Source organism: Pseudoduganella sp. OTU4001 (genome assembly GCF_038440195.1).
Classification (GTDB): domain Bacteria; phylum Pseudomonadota; class Gammaproteobacteria; order Burkholderiales; family Burkholderiaceae_D; genus Rugamonas.
On record NZ_JASATG010000015.1, the window covers coordinates 1 to 20,525 of the forward strand.

The following is a 20,525-nucleotide window of genomic DNA, read 5'->3' on the forward strand; positions in this document are numbered from 1 at the left end:
TGAAACCGGCGTCGCCGGCTGCCGCGGCAGCGGCTGCCGCCCGTGCTGCGATGTCCCAGCCGCCCAGCGCGGCCCCTGCCGCACCTCCTGCGCCTTCCGTGGAGGAGCAATCGCCATCCGCATCTATCGCGCCGGCCACGCCGGATCGTGTGCCAGGCACCCCAAGCATCGCATCGACCGGTGAAGACATGTCCTGGTTTGACGACGCCCCTACGCCGGAATTCAAGCCGCAGCGCAAGAAGGTCGCCCCGGAGCCCGAGCAGCCCTCCGCCGCCCAGCCGCACCGCCCGTCGGCGATGCCGCCCGCCCAGCCCGCGCCGACCGCGTACGGCACGCCCGCCGCGTCCAACGCCCCGGCCGCGCGCCCGCCGTTGCCGCCGCGCGCTGCAAGCGCCCAAGCAATTCCCGCTCCGGCTGACGCGATGCCAGCCTACGACGACATCCCGATGGACGAACCACCATCGTGGTTTGACGACGACCTGCCAGCCGCAGCCGCCGCGCCAGCGCCCGGCCAAGCATCTGGCGGCGCAGTCCAGCGCGCAGGCCAGTCGACCGACGAAGAAATCGCCGCAATGGACTGGCCAACGCTGCAAGCCGCCGTAGCCAGCTGCACCCGCTGCCAGCGCTGCGAAACCCGCCAGCAAGCCATCCCCGGCCGCGGCGACGAGCAGGCGACCTGGATCGCCCTCGACACCGCCCCCGGCCAGCTGGAAGACACCGAAGGCTACCAATTCGCCGGCGACCCCGGCTACCTGCTCGACAACATGCTGAAAGCCGTCGGCCAGACAACCGGGCAGGGCGCCTACCTCACCAGCCTGGTGAAATGCCACGCCCCGAACGCGCCGACGGCCGAAGAACTGCAAGCCTGCCGCCCCTACCTGCAGCGCGAGCTGCAACTGACGCAAGCCAAAGTGATCGTCGCCTTCGGCCACACCGCCGGCAAGGGCCTGCTGGGCGCCGCCGCGCGAGGCCGCATCATGCTGCATGGCGAAGTCCCGGTAGTGGCGACCTACCACCCGTCCGACCTGCTGAAAAAGCCGGAAGAAAAGGCCAAGGCATGGCAGGACTTGTGCCTGGCCAAAGCCGCCCATGCCGGCCGACGCTAGAACCTTCCACCGCAAGTGGGGCCACCTGACCCGGCCCCACGTCCGCGCGCTCGCGTGGCTGCTTGATTCGCCCGACCTGCTGGACCCCAATAGCCCGCACTGGCAAGGCAGGATCGCCACGCTCGGCCCCATCGGCCCCGCTGTTGCTAACTGGCTGGACGACCTTGATGCCGACCCAGCGCCGCTCGACGCCGCGCTGGGCAACCGCTTCTATTCGCGGCTAGGCCTGTACGCCGAAAAGCTGATGGCTTTCTACTTCGCCCAGCAAGGGGTATTGGCCGCGCACGGGCTGCAAGTCCGCGACGGCAAGAACGGCACCATCGGTGAATTCGACTTCCTGCTGCGGGAAGACGGCGACGCCAGCGTGCGCCACATAGAATTCGCCACCAAGTTCTACCTGCTGGATGGTGACCCCGATAGCGGCAACTACAACCACCTGGTGGGCCCCAACCTGGCCGACACCCTCGGCCTGAAGATGCGCAAGATTTTCAACGCCCAGTTGCAGCTGGCCCAGCATTCCGCTGCGCAGCAGGTGGTGCCGGCCCCGGTCAGCAGCGCGCAAGCCCTGGTAAAAGGCTGGCTGTTCTACCACGCCTCCGAAGCCGAGCCGCAAATCGAAGGCATCTCGCCCGACCACTGCCGCGGCCACTGGCGCACCCTCAGCGAACAGGCCGCCGCGCCGGGCGAGCAATTCATCGTGATGCCACGCCTGCAATGGCTGGCGCCCCTGCGCACGCCAGCCGCGCGCGACGGCGGCAGCGATGCACGCGTACCCGCCACGCCCGCGCCACTTGAAGGCGCGCCACTACGGGACCTGCTGGCGGAAAAATTCGTCAACGATCCCAGCCCGGTGCTGGTCGCAACAGTGCGGGAAGAGGGCGGCTGGCTGGAAGAAGTGGAGCGCGGCTTCGTGGTGCCGGATGACTGGCGCGCCCGGGCCCAGGCGCGCCGTGGGGAAGGGGCGTTGCCCGCCTAAATCAGTGTTTGTGCTCGCCGATCAGGCCAAGCGAATCATGCTTGCGCTGGTTCGCCAAATGCAGCTGCTGGATCGCAAACATCGAGCCCGCCACGAACAGGCCAAACAGCACAATGATGGCATTGATGCTCAGGTGCAGTTTCACCATCAGCGCATACACCGCCAGCATGGTCAGGATCGACAGGTTTTCATTGAAGTTCTGCACCGCGATCGAATGGCCCGCGCTCATCAGGACGTGGCCGCGATGCTGCAGCAGCGCATTCATCGGCACCACGAAGAAGCCCGCCAGCAAGCCCACCAGGACCAGCAGCGGATAGGCCAGGCGCACATCGTGCACAAAGATCATCAGCATCACGACGATGCCCATGGCGATACCCAGCGGGATCACCTTCAGCGAATTGCGCAGCGAAATAAAGCGCGCCGACAGCGCCGCACCCAGCGCCACGCCGATCGCGAACACCGCGATGGTGCTGGTCGCCTTATCCAGCGACATGCCGAGCGACTGCTTGGCCCATTCCAGCACGATGAACTGCAAGGTCGCGCCCGCGCCCCAGAACAGGGTGGTCACGGCCAGCGAAATCTGGCCCAGCTTGTCGCGCCACAGGATGCCGCAGCAGTTGGCGAAATCGACGACCAGGCGCAGCGGATTGCGTTCCTGGTGGTCGTAGCGCGCGCCGGTATCGGGAATGCGCAGGTTGAAAATGGTCGCCAGCAGATAGGTGAACATCACCACCATCAGCGCGGTCTCGCTGACGGTATCAATACCGGTCTCGATGCCCGGCACGTCAAAGCTGTTCAGCGCAGCCGAAACCGGGCCGCCAACCAGCGCGCCGCCCAGGGCGATACCCAGGATAACCGAGCTGACAGTCAGGCCTTCAATCCAGCCATTGGCGATCACCAGTTTTTCCGGAGGCAGTAATTCAGTCAGGATGCCGTATTTGGCCGGCGAATAAACCGCAGCGCCAAAACCGACCACCGCATAGGCGGCCAGCGGATGCACGTGATAGAAAATCAGCGCGCAACCAAAAATCTTGATCAGGTTGGAAATGAACATGACCCGCCCTTTAGGCAGGGCATCAGCAAAAGCGCCCACAAATGCTGCCAACAGCACGTAAAACAGCACAAAGGTCAGCTTCAGCAAGGGGGTTACCCAGGCTGGAGCTTGCATGGTCACCAGCAGGTCAATCGCCACGATCAGCAGAGCATTGTCTGCCAGCGACGAAAAGAACTGCGCGGCCATGATGGTATAAAAACCACGATTCATTCAGGACGCCCGATAATATTCTCGGCATGCTTTATACCATGGAAAGGAAGGTTTCCAAAGAATTCGGCCTGCAATGGTCGGCCGCAAACGGTAAAATGCTGCATTCTTTTTCTGCCAGATTTCTGCCATGCCAAGGCCAATCGTTGCCCAAATCCATCTCGCTGCAATGCAGCATAACCTGGCCCTGGCCAAAGCCTGCGCCCCGGGCGCCAAGGCCTGGGGCGTGGTGAAGGCCAATGCCTACGGCCACGGACTGGAGCGCGGCATGCGCGGCTTTGCCGCCGCCGACGGACTGGCCCTGATCGAACCGGATAACGCGGTGCGCCTGCGCGAGCTGGGCTGGACCAAGCCGATCCTGTTATTAGAGGGTTGGTTCGACTGCGCCGACTTGCTGGCAATGTCCGAACATGGTATCGAAGGCGCCGCCCATTGCGTTGAGCAGATCGAGATGCTGGAGCGCACCCCGCTGGCGCGCCCGATCAATGTGCACCTCAAGATGAATACCGGCATGAACCGCCTGGGCTTCATGCCGACCGAATTTGCGGCCGCCCACGCCCGCCTGCGCGCCATCCCGCACGTTGGCACGATCACCCTGATGACCCACTTCGCCAATGCCGACGAACTGCACCATCCGTGCATGCCGCTGGCCGAGCAGGTGCGCCGCTTCAACGAAGGCGCGGCCGGCCTGCCGGGCCCCCGCAGCCTGTGCAACTCCGCCGGCATCCTGCATATGCCGGAGCTGGGCGAGGTGCTGGCAACCGACTGGATCCGCCCCGGCATCATGCTGTACGGCGGCACCCCGGGCGGCAAGACGGCCGAGGAATTCGGCCTGAAGCCGACCATGACCCTGTCCAGCGAGCTGATTGGCGTGCAGGAAATCGGTCCTGGCGACTATGTCGGCTACGGCAGCCGTTTCAAGGCCGAGAAGACCATGCGCATCGGCGTGGTGGCGTGCGGCTATGCCGACGGCTACCCGCGCCACGCGCCGCTCGATACCCCGATCGTGGTCGATGGCGTGCGTACCCGCCTGGTCGGCCGCGTGTCGATGGACATGCTGACCGTCGACCTGACCGAGGTGCCGGACGCGCGCGTCGGCAGCAAGGTGGTGCTGTGGGGCGAAGGCATGCCGATCGACGAGGTGGCGACCGCCGCCGGCACCATCGGCTATGAATTGATGTGCGCCCTGGCGCCGCGTGTCCGCGTGGTCGAGGCGTAAGCATGGCGAAGGCAAAAACCAACTACACCTGCAGCGAGTGCGGCGGCATCAGCAGCAAATGGACCGGCCAATGCTCGTCCTGCCAGCAGTGGAACACCATGGTGGAAACCGTGGTCGAAGCCGCCGGCGCCAACCGCTTCTCGCAAGGCGCGCACCAGTCGCTGGCGCAAACCGCACCGGTACTGTCGCTGAACGATATCGAAGCGCTCGACGTGCCGCGCTTCGGCACCGGCATTGAAGAATTCGACCGCGTGCTGGGCGGCGGCCTGGTGGCCGGCGGCGTGGTGCTGATCGGCGGCGACCCCGGCATCGGCAAATCGACCCTGCTGCTGCAAGCGCTGGCCAATATGTCGCAGGTCAAGAGTGTGCTCTATGTCAGCGGCGAAGAATCCGGCGCCCAGATTGCCCTGCGCGCCAAGCGCCTGGCGGTGGATGCCAAAGAGCTCAAGCTGCAGGCCGAAATCCAGCTGGAGAAAATCCTCGGCACGCTGGCCGACCTCAAGCCGCAAGTGGCGGTGATCGACTCGATCCAGACCCTGTATTCGGACGCGCTGGCGTCGGCGCCAGGCTCGGTAGCCCAGGTGCGCGAATGCGCTGCCCAGCTGACCCGCTTCGCCAAGATGAATGGCACCACCATCATCCTGGTCGGCCACGTCACCAAGGAAGGCTCGCTGGCCGGCCCGCGCGTGCTGGAACACATCGTCGACTGCGTGCTGTATTTTGAAGGCGATAACCACTCCAGCTTCCGCCTGGTACGCGCCATCAAGAACCGCTTTGGCGCGGTGAACGAGCTGGGCGTGTTCGCCATGACCGAAAAGGGCCTGAAGGGCGTTTCGAACCCCTCGGCGCTGTTCCTGTCCTCGCACGAGAACCAGGTGCCTGGCTCCTGCGTCATGGTGACCCAGGAAGGCACCCGCCCGCTGCTGGTCGAGGTGCAGGCCCTGGTCGACACCAGCCACCTGCCTAACGCGCGCCGCCTGTCGGTCGGCCTCGAGCAAAACCGGCTGGCAATGCTGCTGGCCGTGCTGCACCGTCACGCCGGCATTGCGGCGTTCGACCAGGACGTATTCATCAACGCCGTCGGTGGCGTAAAGATCACCGAACCGGCGGCCGACCTCGCAGTCTTGATGGCGATCAATTCTTCGATGCGTAACAAGGCACTGCCGAACGGTTTCGTGGTATTTGGTGAGGTAGGCCTGGCGGGAGAGATCCGGCCGGCGCCGCGCGGCCAGGAGCGCCTGCGCGAGGCGGCCAAGCTGGGCTTCTCGATCGCCATGATCCCGAAAGCCAATGCGCCGAAGCAGGCAATTGAAGGGATGACGATTATCCCAGTAGAGCGCATTGATGATGCCTTCAATCGCTTGCGGGAGCTTCAGTAATGAAGCAAAATACGGAACTCAACATTAACCAAAAAACACCGGATTAGAAATTGTTAGTTGATTCAAGGCAAGGCGCACGCAAGATCCTGCGTGTGAGGGCAATGATTTTGATGGATGGTGGGTCGCCGATGGGCGCTCGCACCTTCGACCTCGGCTTGGCAGGCATTTCGCTGACTTCCGAACATAAAGTTAATGTAGGCGCCTCCGGTCAGGTCCTGTTTGAGATGCTGGTTGATGGAAAGCCGCAAATAGTGACCACGCGCGGCAAGGTCAACCATTGCATCTTTAGCGGCGACGAATTCAAGATCGGCTTCGTGTTCGCCCCGCTCGATAACGAAGCAGCCGGAGCGATTACCAAGTTCATGCGCTAAACTTGGTATATGAACTATGTGAGCAGCCTGCTAAGCACCATGTATGGCACCTCGCTGGGCTTGGGTAACGCCAGCACAGTCGGGACGCCAACAGCCAGCGTGTTGGCGCGGGTCGAACAGACCCTGGCGCCACAGCGCGGCGCGGCTGCCAAGCTCAACTCAAGCATCAACCTCACGCAAGCGCGCCTGTCCGGCCTCGGGCAATTGCAGGGCGCGCTGTCGGTGTTCCAGGATATTGCAGAGAGCCTGGCCGGGGCAGGGCTGAGCACACGCGCCAGCAGCTCTGCCAATGGCGTGCTGGGTGTCGCCACCACTGGCGAGGCTGAGCCAGGATCGCACACGGTCAAGGTCAGCCAGCTGGCGCAGCAGCAGATCCTCATCAGCCCCGAAGCGCAGACAGCCGATACGCCGCTGGGTACGGGCTCGCCCACCGTGATCCGCATCGGCAGCGGCAATAGCAGCAAATCCATCACCATCGACAGCCGCAACAATACGCTGCAGGGCATTGCCGATGCGCTCAAGAGTGCGGGTTTCGACGCCAGCCTGGTGCGCTCCAGCACCGGCACCGCACTGCAATTGCGCAGCGCAAGCGGCGAGGCCCAGGCGCTCGACATCAGCGTGGCGGGCGATGCGACCGTGCGCCAGCTGTTCAACAGCGCGGAGCAAGTGCAGGCCGCGCAGGACGCGCTGGTCACCGTTGACGGCAAGACCATCCGCAGCGCCGACAACAGCCTGGAATCCGCCATCAAAGGCGCGACGATCTACCTGACCGGGAAAGGCGAAACCACGGTCACCATTGCGCGCGACAATGGCCAGGTCGCCAAGAACGTGGAAGCCTTCGTCACCGGCTTCAACGCGCTGCAGGACCGCCTGGGCGCCTTGCAGAAGGGCGCACTCAAAGGCAACCAGGCATTGGGCCAGGTCAGCACCCAGCTCAGCCAACTGGTGCGCACCATCGGCGGCAATGGCGATGCGTTGGCGAATGCCGGCCTGACCGTGGACGACAATGGCCGTCTCAAGCTCGACAGCGACAAGCTCACCGCCGCCATCGCCAGCGATGCGGAAGGCGTGGCGAAGCTATTTACGAACGAGGGCAGGGGCCTCGCCGACGCGCTCGGCACGCGCCTGGAAACCCTGGGTGGTGAACGCAGTGTCGTCTCGCGTGCCCTGGCGCAGGCCGACCGCGAAGTCGACACCCTGCAAGACCGCAAGCTGAAGATGTCGCAAATGCTGACGGTGCAGGCGCAAGCGCTGGTACGTCTCTACTCGCAGGAAGAGCAGCTCGGCGGCTCATCCTCGATCCTCGACCTGTTTGCGTGATCCCAAAAAAGTGAAGGCTCCTACGGCGCAGCCCGAAGGGTAGCGCAGTGGAGCCTCGCTTCTGCAGAAGCGTGTAGCTACTCGTGGTAGCGGTCGACCAGCTTGTGATGTCCCCCGCGATATTCAGCAATGATCTCATACACAATTAATGCGATCATGCAGCCAAATATCCCCATGGTGAACAGAGCCCACATAATTACCCAGCCAGCGTTTCCGGAGGCTGCTCCCTAGAGTTGATACAATTAAACTCTAGCAGACAGACTTGCAATTACAAGCCCGACAGCAACGAAAGTCGGGGTCATGTCTGACATTCGGACATTTCGTCCAGTTGACCTCGTTTAGCTTGTACCTTTTTAGGCACGGTGGGACTGGATGGCGCGGCTGACGGTCTTTACCGATACTCCCGCAAAACTTGCAATTTGGGGCATGGTGTAGGCCAAGGAAAAGTAGGCGTGGGCCATTGCCTCTTTGGGATTGGCATAAATTTGGAAGTACACCTGCAAGGGCAGGGCGACCGCTCGCCGCTGTGTTCTTGCGATTTCTCGTATATCGCCGCAGGGGACATTGCCAGCAACGCTGGCACAGAATTCTTCATCGCCCAGAACGAGCTGGTTGCTGACATTGATTAGCGGGTTAGGCCGGTCAATTCCAGAGGCAACAAACTCGCAATACGCCTTCCGCGCCTCATGGAGGTCGTTGCCGAAGTGCGCAAGGATGGCATGCGAACTCAGCCACTTTGGCGCATCGCATAAGCCCATGGTGGCTCGATAGCTGCTCCAAAGCCAATCACTTGGCTGTGCGACGATACGGGCACGTACCGGATTCAGCTCTATATAGCGCGCCAGTTCAAGTAGATATAGTTCGCTTTGACACAGAATCGCCTTGTATCGCCCTTGGAACACGTGGCCGTCCAAGTTGTATTGGCGGTTGAAGTACTGGGCATAGATCCCATTGAGGAGGCGCATGGCGCGCGCCAAGTCACTTTCCATGGTCTCAAGCAGTATGTGAAAGTGGTTGGTCATTTGGCAGTATGCCAGGACCTCGAGGTTGTACCGCTCACAGGCCTCGCCCAGCAGGGAAAGCCAGGTCAAGCGATCGTTATCCGATCTATAGATATTGTCGCGGCGAATGCCCCGGGCAGTCAGGTGGAAAAGTGCCCCAGGCACTTGTAGGCGGAGTTGGCGGCTCATGAAGGAAGCTTATGCCGGCTTCCTTCCGCAAAGTTTGAGCTTGCTCAAGTGTAGAGGGGAATTTGTCCGAATGTCAGACATGACCCCGACTTTTATTTCATGACGAGGTCGGGCTGCATCACGGCCTTCAGGTAGAAGCTGGAGGCGTCGTCGGCTTCGCGCTGGACGAACCACCAGACGGCGCCTTTCTTCATTTCCCAGTCGCTGTCTTCGCCCATCATCAGCAGGGCGGCGGCTTGGCCTAGCGTGGGCTGGTGGCCGACTACCAGCACGGCTTCTTTCGATGAGGGCCAGTTGGCGGCTTTCAGCACGTCGCTGGGGTCGGCGCCGGGGGCGAGGTCGGGGTGGATCTTGTATTTGCGGCCCAGTCCGGCCACCGTCTGCACCGTGCGGGTGGCGGGGCTGACCAGGATGCGGCAATTCTCCGGCAGGACCGAATCGAGCCATTGCCCCATGCGGCGCGCTTGCTTATGGCCTTTGGCGGTCAGTGCGCGTTCGAGGTCGTCCAGGCCGGGCTGGCTGGGTTCGGCTTCTGCGTGGCGCCACAAGATCAGGTCCATGCTTCCTCCCGTGAGCGTGCTTCAGTCTGCCGGCAAGGCTGCCGGGGTACCGAGCGACTCCATCAGGTGCTGCTGGGCGCTATAGGGCTTTTGCTTGCCGCGTGCTTTGCGGCGGTGGTAATGCCCGTGCGAATCCAGCTCCCACGCGTTGGAGTTGTCCTTCAGGTAAGGCGTCAAACCCTCCGCAACGACCCGCCGTTTCAGTGCCCGGTCCAGTACCGGGAACGCCACTTCAATGCGGCGCAGCAGGTTGCGGTTCATCCAGTCCGCGCTGGCCAGCATCACGTCGTGGGCCAGGTCATTGCGGAAGTAATAGATGCGGCTATGTTCAAGGAAGCGGCCGATGATCGAGCGTACGCGGATATTCTCGGACAAGCCCGGCACGCCAGGCTTGAGCATGCAGGCGCCGCGTACGATCAGGTCGATCTTCACGCCATCGCGCGAGGCGGCATACAGGGCGCGGATCACCGGTTCATCGGTTAATGCATTGATTTTAGCGATAATCCGGCCCGGACGCCCGGATTTCGCGATCTTTGCCTCATTTTTGATGGCTTTGATGATCTGATCCTGCAACGCGAACGGCGCCAGCCACAGGTGGTGCATGCGCTGCGGCTTGGCCAGGCTGGTCAAATGCATGAAAACCTCGTTCACGTCGCGTCCAATCTCGGGCTGGCAGGTCAAAACGCCGAAGTCGGTATAGAACTTGGTAGTCGTTGGGTGGTAGTTGCCGGTGCCAAGGTGGGCGTAGTAGCCCAGGCCGCCTTCGTCGCGGCGGATCACCAGGGCGATCTTGGCGTGGGTTTTCAGGCCGACCACGCCGTACACCACCTGGGCGCCGGCCTGTTCCAGCTTGTCGGCCCAGTTGATATTGGCTTCTTCGTCGAAGCGTGCCATCAGCTCCACCACCACGGTCACTTCCTTGCCGCTGCGGGCCGCTGCGATCAGGGCTTCCATCAGGTCGGAGTTCATGCCGGTGCGGTACACGGTCTGCTTGATCGCCACCACGGCCGGATCGAGCGCCGCGCTGCGGATGAAATCGATCACGGTCTGGAAGCTCTGGAACGGGTGGTGCAGCAGGATGTCGTGCTTGCGGATGGTGGCGAAGATGTCGTTGTTGACAGTCTTGGCCTGCACGCCGGCCACAAACGGCGGGAAACGCAGTTCGGGGCGGCGCGCCTGCTCCACGATCTCGCCCAGGCGCACCATATTCACCGGGCCGTCGACGCGGTACAGGCGGATCTGGTCCAGGCCGAACTGGTCGAGCAGGAACTGCGACAGCTCGGGCGGGCAGTTCTTGGCTACCTCGATCCGCACCGAGCGGCCGAAGGCGCGGCCTTGCAGCTCGCCTTTCAGGGCCTGGCGCAGGTTTTTCACTTCATCTTCATCGACCCACAGGTCGGAGTCGCGGGTGACCCGGAACTGCGAGTAGGCCAGTACGTCGCGCCCAGCGAACAGCTCGGAAATATGGGCGTGGATGACGGAGGACAGCAGGCAGAACGACACGCCGCCATCTTTCGACAGGTTATCGGGCAGGCGGATCACGCGCGGCAGCACGCGCGGCGCCTTGATGATGGCGATGGCGGTGCCGCGCCCAAAGGCGTCCTTGCCGTTCAACGCGACGATGAAATTGAGGCTCTTGTTTACCACTTGCGGGAACGGGTGGGCCGGGTCGAGGCCGATCGGGGTCAGCAGTGGCCGCACTTCGCGTTCGAAATAATCCTTGACCCAGGCGCGCTGGGCCTCGTTGCGCTGGCTATGGCGCACGATGTGGATGCCCTGGGCTTTCATTTCCGGCAAGACTGCCGTGTTGAAGATTTCGTACTGGCGCTTGACCAGTTCATGACATTCGTTGCTGACCCGTTCCAGCGTGGCGGCCAGGGCAGGGTGGCTTTCCAGGTCGCCGTCGAGGGCGGCGGCGGCCAGCAGGCTGGCTACCCGGACTTCAAAGAATTCATCAAGGTTGCTGCTGACAATGCACAGGTAGCGCAGGCGCTCCAGCACAGGAATTGCGGGGTCTTCGGCCTGGGCCATCACGCGGCGGTTGAACGCCAGTTGCGACAGTTCCCGGTCGAGGAATGAAACGTGGGACTTCGTCATGCTTGTCATTTTAGCACTATTTTAGGGGTGTAATTTAGTGTAATTTGGAAATATGACAAGTTTGTGACCAAGGTCTAAACTAAATTTTGACGTGTCATAAAGCTGTCATATTGGCGTCATAGACTGCGCAGCATTCAAACCCCAACCCCTGAAAAGGACCTTTGATATGCGCATGAAACAGTTGTTGACCTCCTTCGTTGTTGGCGCTTCGGCGGCAATGGCATTCTCGACCGCTTTCGCAGCGGACATGACCGGTGCAGGCGCAACTTTCCCCTATCCGATCTACGCCAAGTGGGCTGAAGCCTACAAAGCATCCACCGGCAATGGCCTGAACTACCAGTCCATCGGTTCCGGCGCAGGTATCAAGCAGATCAAAGCCAAGACCGTCGATTTCGGCGCATCGGACAAGCCACTCGATGCTGCGGAACTGGACGCCGACGGCCTGATGCAGTTCCCGGCCATCATGGGCGGCGTGGTCACCGTGGTGAACCTGGATGGTATCGCTCCTGGCCAGCTGAAGCTGACCGGTCCAGTGGTTGCCGACATCTACCTGGGCAAGATCACCGTGTGGAACGATGCCGCCATCGCCGCCCTGAACCCGGGCGTGAAGCTGCCGGCCACCGAAATCACCGTGGTGTACCGTTCCGACGGCTCCGGCACCTCATTCCTGTTCACCGACTACCTGTCCAAAGTGAACCCTGAGTTCAAGACCAAGGTTGGCGCAGGTACCGCTCTGAAGTGGCCAACCGGCGTGGGTGGCAAGGGTAACGAAGGCGTTGCAGCCAACGTGCAGCGTATCAAGGGCGGCATCGGCTACGTTGAGTGGGCCTTCGCCAAGAAGCAGAAGATCGCGCACACCCAGCTGAAGAACAAAGACGGCCAGTGGATCCAGCCTGACGACGAAAACTTCAAGGCCGCCGCCGCCAACGCGGAATGGACCAAGACCCCGGGCTTCGGCGTGGTGCTGACCGACCAGGCTGGCAAGACTTCGTGGCCAATCACCGGCGTGTCCTTCATCCTGATGCACAAGCAGCAAGCTGACGCAGCGCGCGGCAAGGAAGTCCTGAAGTTCTTTGACTGGGCCTTCAAGAACGGCGACGCCGCCGCTGTTGAACTGGACTACGTGCCACTGCCTGACAGCGTGGTCAAGCAAGTGCAGACCTACTGGAAAGCAAGCCTGAAAGACGCTTCCGGCAAGGCTCTGTACTAATCCTTCAACCCGGGCCCTGCGCAAGCAGCGCCCGGGTTCAGGGGGCTAAGCAGGGCGGCCTTATGTGCGGGACGTCCTGGTTAGCTAACTATAAAAAAACATCATCATGAGTGCAGAAATTACCTCACCATCCACCATACAGCTATCGGACCCGGCCATGAGTGCTTCCGTAGTTGCCATGCAGTCCACCATGCGCAAGCAGCGCATCCAGGACTGGTTTTTCCACAAAATTACCCTGGTGTTCGCCCTGTCCGTGCTGCTGGTACTGGTCGGCATCATCGTATCGCTGATGATCGGCGCCTGGCCCGCTCTGAAAGAGTACGGGCCAGCTTTCGTTACGACGGTCGAATGGGACCCGGTCAATGACCAGTACGGCGCCGCCATCGCGATCGTGGGCACCCTGGTGACCTCGGCGATTGCGCTGCTGATCGCTTTCCCGATCAGCTTTGGCATTGCGCTGTTCCTGACCGAGGTATGCCCGGTCTGGCTGCGCCGCCCGCTCGGTACGGCGGTCGAACTGCTGGCCGGCGTGCCGTCGATCATTTACGGCATGTGGGGCCTGTTCGTGTTTGCCCCGCTGTTCGGCGACTACGTGCAGCCGCTGCTGAAATCGACCCTGGGCACGCTGCCCTGGATCGGCGTGCTGTTCAAAGGTCCGGCGATGGGCATGGGCGTGCTGACCGCCGGCCTGATCCTGGCCGTGATGATCATCCCGTTCATCTCCTCCGTGATGCGCGACGTATTCGAGATCGTGCCCGCGGTACTGAAGGAGTCGGCGTACGGCCTGGGCTGCACCCGCTGGGAAGTGGTGCGCAAGGTGGTGCTGCCTTACACCAAGACCGGTGTGGTGGGCGGCGTCATGCTGGGCCTGGGCCGCGCCCTGGGCGAAACCATGGCCGTGACCTTCGTGATCGGTAACGCCAACAAGCTGTCGGCATCGCTGTTCGCGCCTGGCGCCAGTATCGCTTCCACCCTGGCCAATGAATTCGCAGAAGCCACCACCGCCATGCACGTATCGTCGCTGTATGGCCTGGCGCTGATCCTGTTTGTTATTACTTTCATCGTCCTGTCTGCCGCCAAGCTGATGTTGATGGGCATGTCGCGCAAGGAAGGTGTGAAATGAATCCGGTTTATCGCAAACGTCTCTTCATGCACCGCGTCGGCATGGCCCTGTCGGTCGCCGCGATGTCGATTGGCCTGATCGCCCTGCTGTGGATCCTGGCTACGCTGCTGATCAAAGGCTTTTCCGCCATCAACCTGAATATGTTCCTGGTTGATACGCCGGCTGCCGGCACCGAAGGCGGTGGCCTGCGCAACGCCATCGTCGGCAGCCTGCTGATGGTGGGTGTGGCGACTTTCGTCTCGACCCCGATCGGCATCCTGGCCGGCACCTACCTGGCCGAATACGGCGAGGAGAGCAAACTGGCGCAGCTGACCCGCTTCGTGACCGACGTCATGCTGTCGGCGCCGTCCATCGTGATCGGCATGTTCGTGTGGGCGCTGTACGTCGACACGGCCAAGCATTTTTCCGGCTATGCCGGTTCGCTGGCGCTGGCGCTGATCGCCATCCCGGTGGTTGTGCGCACTACCGACAATATGCTGAAACTGGTGCCTAACTCGCTGCTGGAAGCGGCATACGCGCTGGGCGCACCACGCTGGAAGGTGGCGCTGACGATCCGCCTGCGCGCGGTCAAGGCCGGCGTGGTGACCGGCGTGCTGCTGGCGGTGGCCCGCATCACCGGTGAAACGGCGCCGCTGCTGTTCACCGCCCTGAATAACCAGTTCTTCAGCGCCGACATGAACCGCGCCATGGCCAGCCTGCCGGCCGTGATGAACCAGTTCGCCATGAGCCCATTCGACAACTGGCGCGACCTGGCCTGGGGCGGCGCACTGCTGGTGACCTTCAGCGTCCTGGCCCTGAATATCCTGTCGCGCACCGTGTTCGCGCAAAAAGCACCAAAATAACGAGTACTGATCATGACCCAAGCAAGCAAAATCATCGAAATCTCCGGCCTGAATTTTTACTACGGTAAGACCCGCAGCCTGCATAACGTCAACCTGGACATCCACGAGAAGAAGGTAACCGCCTTCATCGGCCCGTCCGGCTGCGGCAAATCGACCCTGCTGCGCACCCTGAACCGCATGTACGACCTGTATCCGGGCCAGCGCGCCGAAGGCTCGATCCGCTACCGCGGCAACAACATCCTGGAAGCGGGCCTGGACGTGAACATGCTGCGCGCCAAAGTCGGCATGGTGTTCCAGAAGCCGACCCCGTTCCCGATGTCGGTGTACGACAATATCGCTTTCGGCGTGCGCCTGTATGAAGATCTGTCCAAGGGCGAGATGGACGAGCGCGTGGAATGGGCCCTGAAAAAGGCCGCGCTGTGGGGCGAGGTGAAGGACAAGTTGTCCAAGAGCGGCCTGTCGCTGTCCGGCGGCCAGCAGCAGCGCCTGTGCATCGCGCGCGGCGTGGCGGTGAAGCCTGACGTCCTGCTGCTGGACGAGCCGACTTCGGCACTGGACCCGATTTCCACTTCCAAGATCGAAGAACTGATCTCCGAACTGAAAGAGGATTACACCATCGCCATCGTGACCCACAATATGCAGCAGGCCGCGCGCTGCTCCGACTACACCGCTTATATGTACCTGGGCGAGCTGGTGGAGTTCGGCGAGACCGACCAGATCTTCATGAATCCTGTGCGCAAAGAGACCCAGGACTACATCACCGGCCGCTTCGGCTAATAATAAAAGAGAGAGCAAAGATTATGATGGGCGAACATTCCTCCAAGGCTTACGACACCGAACTCGAAGGCATCCGATCCAAAGTGCTGCTGATGGGCGGCATGGTAGAAACCCAGTTCCTGGACGCGATGACCTGCTTCCGCATCGGCAATATGGAACGCGCCGAGCGCGTGATTGCCGAAGACGCCAACGTCAACCAGCTGGAAGTGCAGCTGGACGACCAGTGCAGCCACCTGATCGTGAAGCGCCAGCCGACCGCCAACGACCTGCGCACCGTGATGGCCACCATCAAGGTGATCACCGACCTGGAACGCATCGGCGACGAAGCGGCCAAGATCGCGCGTATCTCCAAGGCCCTGCATTCGCGCGGCGCGGTGACCCTGAACCACTACGAAATGGTGCGCAATATCGCCACCGCCGCCAGCGACCTGCTGCACGATGCGCTGGACGCCTTCGCCCGCAGCGACGAAAAGCAGGCGCTGGAACTGATCGCCCAGGACGCGGTGATCGACCACGAATACCGCACCATTATGCGTAACCTGATTACCTTCATGATGGAAGATCCGCGTACAATCTCGGCAGCGCTGGATACGATGTGGGTGGCCAAGGCCATCGAGCGCGTTGGCGACCACGCGAAGAATATCGCCGAATACGTGATCTACGTGGTGGAAGGCAAGGATATCCGCCACACCCGCAGCGCACCGACCGAGGCGAGCCCAGAGTAATAGATAACGATGGCATCCGACAAAACGACTGTACTGATTGTTGAAGACGAGCCGGCGATCGTCGAGCTGGTGAAGTTCTCCCTGCGCGAGGCGGGCTGGAACTGCGTGGTCGCGCAAAGCACGCAGGAGGCCTGGGAAACCATGCAGACCCGCACCCCGCAGCTGGTGCTGCTGGACTGGATGCTGCCCGACCAGAGCGGCCTGCGCCTGCTGGCGCGCATCCGCGCCGACCGCCATTTTTCGAACGTGCCGGTGATCATGCTGACCGCCAAGAGCATGGAAGAGGACAAGCTGGCAGGCCTGAACGGCGGCGCCGACGACTACATCACCAAACCGTTCTCGCCGCGCGAGCTGCTGGCCCGCGCCCGCGCGCTGCTGCGCCGCAAGAGCCCCGAGCTGGCGGAAACCCAGCTCAAGGCTGGTCCGGTGACGCTGGACCCGGTCAGCTGCACGGTGTCGATGAACGAGAACAAGATCGACATCGGCCACGCCGAGTACAAGCTGCTCAAGTTCTTCATGGCCCACCCGGAGCGCGTGTTCTCGCGCAGCCAGCTGCTGGACAAGGTGTGGGGCGACCATGTGGTGATCGAGGAGCGCACCGTGGACGTGCACGTACTGCGCCTGCGCAAGGCGCTGAAGGATGCCGAGCACCTGATCAAGACGGTGCGCAGCGTGGGTTATATGCTCACTGAGAAACCATGAATCCAAAAGTAGTGTTCTGGGTGCCGGTCGCCTTGCGGCTGGCCTTCTTGCTGGCTGGTGCTGGCCTGGTGTGGTGGTGGTTCGGCATGGCGGCCGGCGTGGTGGCGGCGTTTGCCGGCGTGCTGGCGGCCGTCTTCATCCAGCTCAAATATCTTTACCAATTGAGCGAGTGGCTGGAAAAGCCGGAATCGGGCCGCTTGCCGGATGGTTGGGGCGAGTGGACCGACATCTTCGCCCGCCTGTACCGCCTGCGCCGCGACGACGAAAAGAACCAGGCCGAATTGACCGAATGGCTGGCGCGCTTCCGCCAGGCCATGCACCTGCTGCCGGACGGCGTGGTGATCATGGACGATGTGCTGTTCCTCGAATGGTGCAACCCGGCAGCCGAAGAGCACCTGGGCCTGCAGCAGGCGCGCGACAAGGGCATGCGCGTGACCAACCTGGTACGCAGCCCGGATTTCATGGACTACCTGATCCTGGGCCGCTACGACCAGCCGCTGACCTTGAATTTCCGCGGCCGCAAGCTGGTGGTGCATATCATCCCGTTTGAAAACCGGCGCCAGATCCTGGTGACGCACGATATCACCGAGACCCAGCGCGCGGAGATGATGCGGCGCGACTTTATCGCCAACGCATCGCACGAGCTGCGTACGCCGTTGACCGTGATTGCCGGCTTCCTGGAAATCGCCGCCTCGATGGAGCTGGATGCCGAGACGCGCGCCGCGCACCTGAAGCTGATGATGGAGCAGAGCACGCGCATGCAGCACCTGATCGAGGACATGCTGACCCTGTCGCGCCTGGAATCGGTGGACCACCCGATGCGGCCGGAGCAGGTGAATATCCGCGCGCTGCTGGAACAGGTGCTGCACGAAGCGCGCGCGCTATCGGGCGGCAAGCACGAGATTTCGCTGGAAGTGCAGGGCGGCGACGTGATGGGCAATGTGGACGAGCTGCACAGCGCCTTCGGCAACCTGGCCTCGAACGCGGTGCGCTACACCCCGGCCGGCGGCGCGATTCGCCTGCGCTGGGAAGACACGCCGACCGGCGTGCAATTCCAGGTGCAGGACACCGGCATCGGCATCAGCCCCGAGCACATCTCCCGCCTGACCGAGCGCTTCTACCGCGTCGACAAGAGCCGCTCGCGCGAGACCCAGGGCACCGGCCTTGGCCTGGCCATCGTCAAGCATGTGCTGCTGCGCCACAGCGGCAAGTTGCACATTGCCTCCGAGGCAGGGCAGGGCAGCACCTTCACCGTCAGCCTGCCGAAAAGCCTGATCTCCGCACCCGCCGAGCCCGCCCAAGCCGCTTGAATGTCCACCTTGGGGTCAGGCTCTTTAGTGGACACGAGCTCTGCCGCACTCGCGGCAGAGCTCGTGTCCACTAAAGAGCCTGACCCCAAGGTGGACATTTCGCTGGTTGAGGTACAATCTGCTCGCCTTAAAAACGAGCAGATAAAACCTTTACATGCAGCTAAGACGTTTCACCCTTGCCATCCTGGCCGCCGTAGCGCTGGCCGGGTGCCAGACTACCCCTACTACCGTTACCACTGACCTGCCGCCGCCGGTGAAGTCCACCGATGTGCCGCTGGTGTCGGTCGAGCCGCCGCTGCAGCCTGTCCAGCAGCCGGTGCAGCCGCCGGCCGCGCCGCCGCAGCGCAAGGTCAAGATCGGCCTGGCCCTGGGTGGCGGGGCGGCGCGTGGGTTCGCCCATATCGGTGTGATCAAGGCGCTGGAGGCGCAGGGCATCGTGCCGGACCTGGTGGTCGGTACCAGCGCCGGTTCCGTGGTCGGCGCGCTGTACGCGGCCGGCAACAACGCCAGCTCGCTGCAGAAAATGGCCATCGATATGGACGAATCGGCCATCTCGGACTGGGCGCTGCCGCTGTTCAGCAAGTCGTCCGGCGTGCTGAAGGGCGAGGCGCTGCAGGCCTTCGTCAACAAGGCGGTCAACCACCGCACCATCGAGAAGTTGAAGATCCCGTTCGGCGCCGTGGCGTCGGACCTGAAGACCGGCCAGCCGATCCTGTTCCAACGCGGCAATACCGGCATGGCAGTGCGTGCCAGTTCGGCCGTGCCGGGCGTGTTCCAGCCGGTGAAGATCGGCGAGCATACCTATGTCGATGGCGGCCTGGTGGCCCCGGTGCCGGTGCGCTTTGCGCGTGAAATGGGCGCGGAGTTCATCATCGCGGTCAACATCTCGACCCAGGCTGAAGCCCAGGCCACCAATTCTTCGCTGGAGGTCATCATGCAGACCTTCTCCATCATGGGCCAGCGCATCAACCAGCTGGAGCTGCGCGATGCCGATATCGTGATCCAGCCGCCGCTGGGCAAGATGGCCTCCAACGATTTCAACAACCGCTCGGGCGCCATGCTGGCCGGCGAGCGGGCAACAATGGCCGTCATGGCGCAGCTGAAGCAGAAGCTGAAAGCGCGCCGCGAAACGCCGGCCCCATAAACATAACAAGGAAGAGAGACAATGATCACCAAGCCAGTGCTGTCCCTGGACGACGTCAAGAAGATCGCCGCTGCTGCGGAAGCGGAAGCCATCAAGAACAAGTGGCCGGTGTGTATCGCCATCGTTGACGACGGCGGCCATCTGCTGTGGCTGCAGCGCCTGGATGGCTGCTCGCCGCTGTCGTCCCACATCGCTCCGGGCAAGGCGCGTGTGGCAGCCCTGGGCCGCCGCGAATCCAAGGTTTATGAAGACATGATCAACGGCGGCCGTTCCTCCTTCATCGGCGTGCCGATGGTGGACGCTCCGCTGGAAGGCGGCGTGAACATCGTGGTGGATGGCCATACCGTCGGCGCGGTCGGCGTGTCCGGCGTCAAATCGAGCGAAGACGCGCAAATCGCCAAGGCAGGTATCGCTGCCCTGGGCTGACGCCTCCATGCTTGTAGTACGGGAAGGAAATTCCTAAGATACAAGCATGAAATGTGCCCCTGCCCTGCTGCTACTTTTGGCCCTGCCGTTGCGGGCAAGCGAGCTGCAGCTGTCCGTCATCGCCAATAACGTGACCCATGAGGAGGTCTGGCGCGTGGTGCAAGCTGCGGCCAGGCGTGCCGGTGTAACAGTCGTGGCGCGCATGGTGCCGGCAGAGCGTGCGCTGGCACTGGCCAACAGCGGGGTCACGGACGGCGATGCCGGCCGCATCGAGGGTCTCGACAAGCAATATCCCAACCTGGTGCGGGTGCCCGAGCCGGTTTTTTACTACGCGGCCTATGCCTTTGCCTATAACAGGCTGGAAGTGAACGCCGGCTGGGAAAGCCTGCGTGGCCATGCCATCTGCATCCGGCGCGGTATCAAGCTGTTCGAGTCGCGTACCGAGGGCATGCCGCGCCAGGTGCTGGACGATGAGGGCTCCATCCTGCGCATGCTGCGCAATGGCGGCTGCGAGGTGGCTTTGCTGGAGCCGAACAACCTGGCGGTGAAGGAGGAGATGGCGGCGCGGCCGCCCTTGTTCCAATTGCGCCCTCCACTTGAAGTCGCCCCCCTCTATATTTACTTGCACAAAAGCCATGCTGACCTGGTGCCAAGCTTTGCCGAAGCCCTGAAGCAAATGCGGCGCGACGGTGCCATACAGAACGTCCCCAGCGATTAATTGTTGCCTTATCGTCTTAATTCTTGCACCCGAGGCAATGTATTCATAGAATACTAGCAAGGGAGGAGT

At 62.4% G+C, this 20,525-nt stretch carries 20 protein-coding genes; 16 read left to right on the forward strand and 4 right to left on the reverse strand.

All coding sequences use genetic code 11. The features are described 5' to 3' along the window. On the forward strand, positions 1-1,106 hold a 1,106-nt coding region (locus tag AAHE99_RS14910; RefSeq protein ID WP_342118139.1), incomplete at its 5' end, for a uracil-DNA glycosylase. Continuing rightward, a complete protein-coding gene (locus AAHE99_RS14915; protein ID WP_342118140.1) occupies positions 1,090-2,082 on the forward strand; it encodes a DUF1853 family protein in 993 nt (330 codons plus the stop codon). The genes AAHE99_RS14910 and AAHE99_RS14915, both read left to right, overlap by 17 nt. Position 2,083: 1 nt before the next feature. Here the strand turns inward: AAHE99_RS14915 and lplT are convergent, their stop codons facing one another. Beyond that, a complete protein-coding gene (lplT, locus tag AAHE99_RS14920) occupies positions 2,084-3,346 on the reverse strand; it encodes a lysophospholipid transporter LplT (RefSeq protein WP_342118141.1) in 1,263 nt (420 codons plus the stop codon). A gap of 127 nt (positions 3,347-3,473) precedes the next feature. Between lplT and alr the strand changes: the two genes are divergently transcribed. Genes alr through fliD form a run of 4 tightly spaced genes read left to right on the forward strand, consistent with a single transcriptional unit; the run spans position 3,474 to position 7,632 of the window. Next, positions 3,474-4,562, forward strand: coding sequence for an alanine racemase (alr, locus tag AAHE99_RS14925; protein WP_342118142.1), 1,089 nt, complete (start codon positions 3,474-3,476; stop codon positions 4,560-4,562). Between the two features lie 2 nt (positions 4,563-4,564). Beyond that, entirely contained in the window at positions 4,565-5,941 is a 1,377-nt protein-coding gene (gene radA / locus AAHE99_RS14930) for a DNA repair protein RadA (RefSeq protein ID WP_342118143.1), read from the forward strand. Between the two features lie 50 nt (positions 5,942-5,991). Next, on the forward strand, positions 5,992-6,312 hold the full coding sequence (locus AAHE99_RS14935; protein ID WP_342118144.1) for a PilZ domain-containing protein: 321 nt from the start codon (positions 5,992-5,994) through the stop codon (positions 6,310-6,312). Between the two features lie 18 nt (positions 6,313-6,330). Then, positions 6,331-7,632: a flagellar filament capping protein FliD gene (fliD, locus tag AAHE99_RS14940; protein ID WP_342118145.1), complete on the forward strand. Its 1,302-nt coding sequence runs from the start codon at positions 6,331-6,333 to the stop codon at positions 7,630-7,632. A 353-nt stretch (positions 7,633-7,985) separates the two neighbouring features. Here the strand turns inward: fliD and AAHE99_RS14945 are convergent, their stop codons facing one another. From AAHE99_RS14945 to ppk1, 3 genes are all read right to left on the reverse strand, one after another. Further along, positions 7,986-8,822 (reverse strand): transposase, encoded by an 837-nt coding sequence (locus AAHE99_RS14945; RefSeq protein ID WP_342118146.1) that lies wholly within the window; start codon positions 8,820-8,822, stop codon positions 7,986-7,988. Positions 8,823-8,914: 92 nt separating this feature from the next. After that, a complete protein-coding gene (locus tag AAHE99_RS14950) occupies positions 8,915-9,382 on the reverse strand; it encodes a SixA phosphatase family protein (protein WP_342118147.1) in 468 nt (155 codons plus the stop codon). Positions 9,383-9,403: 21 nt separating this feature from the next. Then, positions 9,404-11,479 (reverse strand): polyphosphate kinase 1, encoded by a 2,076-nt coding sequence (ppk1, locus tag AAHE99_RS14955; protein ID WP_342118148.1) that lies wholly within the window; start codon positions 11,477-11,479, stop codon positions 9,404-9,406. A 166-nt stretch (positions 11,480-11,645) separates the two neighbouring features. Between ppk1 and pstS the strand changes: the two genes are divergently transcribed. The 10 genes from pstS to AAHE99_RS15005 all read left to right on the forward strand — a co-directional run bounded on the left by pstS (position 11,646) and on the right by AAHE99_RS15005 (position 20,456). Further along, positions 11,646-12,689 carry a phosphate ABC transporter substrate-binding protein PstS gene (pstS, locus tag AAHE99_RS14960; protein ID WP_342118149.1) on the forward strand — a complete coding sequence of 348 codons (1,044 nt, stop codon included), beginning with the start codon at positions 11,646-11,648 and terminating at the stop codon, positions 12,687-12,689. Positions 12,690-12,846: 157 nt separating this feature from the next. Next, positions 12,847-13,812, forward strand: coding sequence for a phosphate ABC transporter permease subunit PstC (gene pstC, locus AAHE99_RS14965; protein ID WP_342118150.1), 966 nt, complete (start codon positions 12,847-12,849; stop codon positions 13,810-13,812). Continuing rightward, positions 13,809-14,654 carry a phosphate ABC transporter permease PstA gene (pstA, locus tag AAHE99_RS14970; RefSeq protein WP_342118151.1) on the forward strand — a complete coding sequence of 282 codons (846 nt, stop codon included), beginning with the start codon at positions 13,809-13,811 and terminating at the stop codon, positions 14,652-14,654. The genes pstC and pstA overlap by 4 nt, the downstream gene beginning before the upstream one ends. Before the next feature lie 12 nt (positions 14,655-14,666). After that, positions 14,667-15,431, forward strand: a complete 765-nt coding sequence (pstB, locus tag AAHE99_RS14975; RefSeq protein ID WP_342118152.1) for a phosphate ABC transporter ATP-binding protein PstB — start codon at positions 14,667-14,669, stop codon at positions 15,429-15,431. A 23-nt stretch (positions 15,432-15,454) separates the two neighbouring features. Beyond that, positions 15,455-16,156, forward strand: a complete 702-nt coding sequence (gene phoU / locus AAHE99_RS14980; protein WP_342118153.1) for a phosphate signaling complex protein PhoU — start codon at positions 15,455-15,457, stop codon at positions 16,154-16,156. A gap of 9 nt (positions 16,157-16,165) precedes the next feature. Beyond that, entirely contained in the window at positions 16,166-16,858 is a 693-nt protein-coding gene (gene phoB, locus AAHE99_RS14985; protein ID WP_342118154.1) for a phosphate regulon transcriptional regulator PhoB, read from the forward strand. After that, positions 16,855-18,168 (forward strand): phosphate regulon sensor histidine kinase PhoR, encoded by a 1,314-nt coding sequence (gene phoR, locus AAHE99_RS14990; protein ID WP_342118155.1) that lies wholly within the window; start codon positions 16,855-16,857, stop codon positions 18,166-18,168. Before phoB ends, phoR begins: the two co-directional genes overlap by 4 nt. 154 nt (positions 18,169-18,322) lie before the next feature. Further along, positions 18,323-19,312, forward strand: a complete 990-nt coding sequence (locus tag AAHE99_RS14995) for a patatin-like phospholipase family protein (RefSeq protein ID WP_342118156.1) — start codon at positions 18,323-18,325, stop codon at positions 19,310-19,312. 21 nt (positions 19,313-19,333) lie between these two features. Continuing rightward, the gene (locus AAHE99_RS15000) at positions 19,334-19,738 is read left to right on the forward strand and encodes a GlcG/HbpS family heme-binding protein (RefSeq protein WP_342118157.1); all 405 of its coding nucleotides are present in this window, start codon (positions 19,334-19,336) and stop codon (positions 19,736-19,738) included. Between the two features lie 46 nt (positions 19,739-19,784). Continuing rightward, positions 19,785-20,456 carry a hypothetical protein gene (locus tag AAHE99_RS15005; protein ID WP_342118158.1) on the forward strand — a complete coding sequence of 224 codons (672 nt, stop codon included), beginning with the start codon at positions 19,785-19,787 and terminating at the stop codon, positions 20,454-20,456. Positions 20,457-20,525: the final 69 nt, after the last annotated feature.

Excerpts from the sequence above, each read along its gene's own strand:
- AAHE99_RS14915 (WP_342118140.1), top strand. The coding sequence starts at position 1,090 with ATGCCGGCCGACGCTAGAACCTTCCACCGCAAGTGGGGCCACCTGACC.
- lplT (WP_342118141.1), bottom strand. The coding sequence starts at position 3,346 with ATGAATCGTGGTTTTTATACCATCATGGCCGCGCAGTTCTTTTCGTCG.
- alr (WP_342118142.1), top strand. The coding sequence starts at position 3,474 with ATGCCAAGGCCAATCGTTGCCCAAATCCATCTCGCTGCAATGCAGCAT.
- radA (WP_342118143.1), top strand. The coding sequence starts at position 4,565 with ATGGCGAAGGCAAAAACCAACTACACCTGCAGCGAGTGCGGCGGCATC.
- AAHE99_RS14945 (WP_342118146.1), bottom strand. The coding sequence starts at position 8,822 with ATGAGCCGCCAACTCCGCCTACAAGTGCCTGGGGCACTTTTCCACCTG.
- AAHE99_RS14950 (WP_342118147.1), bottom strand. The coding sequence starts at position 9,382 with ATGGACCTGATCTTGTGGCGCCACGCAGAAGCCGAACCCAGCCAGCCC.
- ppk1 (WP_342118148.1), bottom strand. The coding sequence starts at position 11,479 with ATGACGAAGTCCCACGTTTCATTCCTCGACCGGGAACTGTCGCAACTG.
- pstS (WP_342118149.1), top strand. The coding sequence starts at position 11,646 with ATGCGCATGAAACAGTTGTTGACCTCCTTCGTTGTTGGCGCTTCGGCG.
- pstC (WP_342118150.1), top strand. The coding sequence starts at position 12,847 with ATGAGTGCTTCCGTAGTTGCCATGCAGTCCACCATGCGCAAGCAGCGC.
- pstA (WP_342118151.1), top strand. The coding sequence starts at position 13,809 with ATGAATCCGGTTTATCGCAAACGTCTCTTCATGCACCGCGTCGGCATG.
- pstB (WP_342118152.1), top strand. The coding sequence starts at position 14,667 with ATGACCCAAGCAAGCAAAATCATCGAAATCTCCGGCCTGAATTTTTAC.
- phoU (WP_342118153.1), top strand. The coding sequence starts at position 15,455 with ATGATGGGCGAACATTCCTCCAAGGCTTACGACACCGAACTCGAAGGC.
- phoB (WP_342118154.1), top strand. The coding sequence starts at position 16,166 with ATGGCATCCGACAAAACGACTGTACTGATTGTTGAAGACGAGCCGGCG.
- phoR (WP_342118155.1), top strand. The coding sequence starts at position 16,855 with ATGAATCCAAAAGTAGTGTTCTGGGTGCCGGTCGCCTTGCGGCTGGCC.
- AAHE99_RS14995 (WP_342118156.1), top strand. The coding sequence starts at position 18,323 with ATGCAGCTAAGACGTTTCACCCTTGCCATCCTGGCCGCCGTAGCGCTG.
- AAHE99_RS15000 (WP_342118157.1), top strand. The coding sequence starts at position 19,334 with ATGATCACCAAGCCAGTGCTGTCCCTGGACGACGTCAAGAAGATCGCC.
- AAHE99_RS15005 (WP_342118158.1), top strand. The coding sequence starts at position 19,785 with ATGAAATGTGCCCCTGCCCTGCTGCTACTTTTGGCCCTGCCGTTGCGG.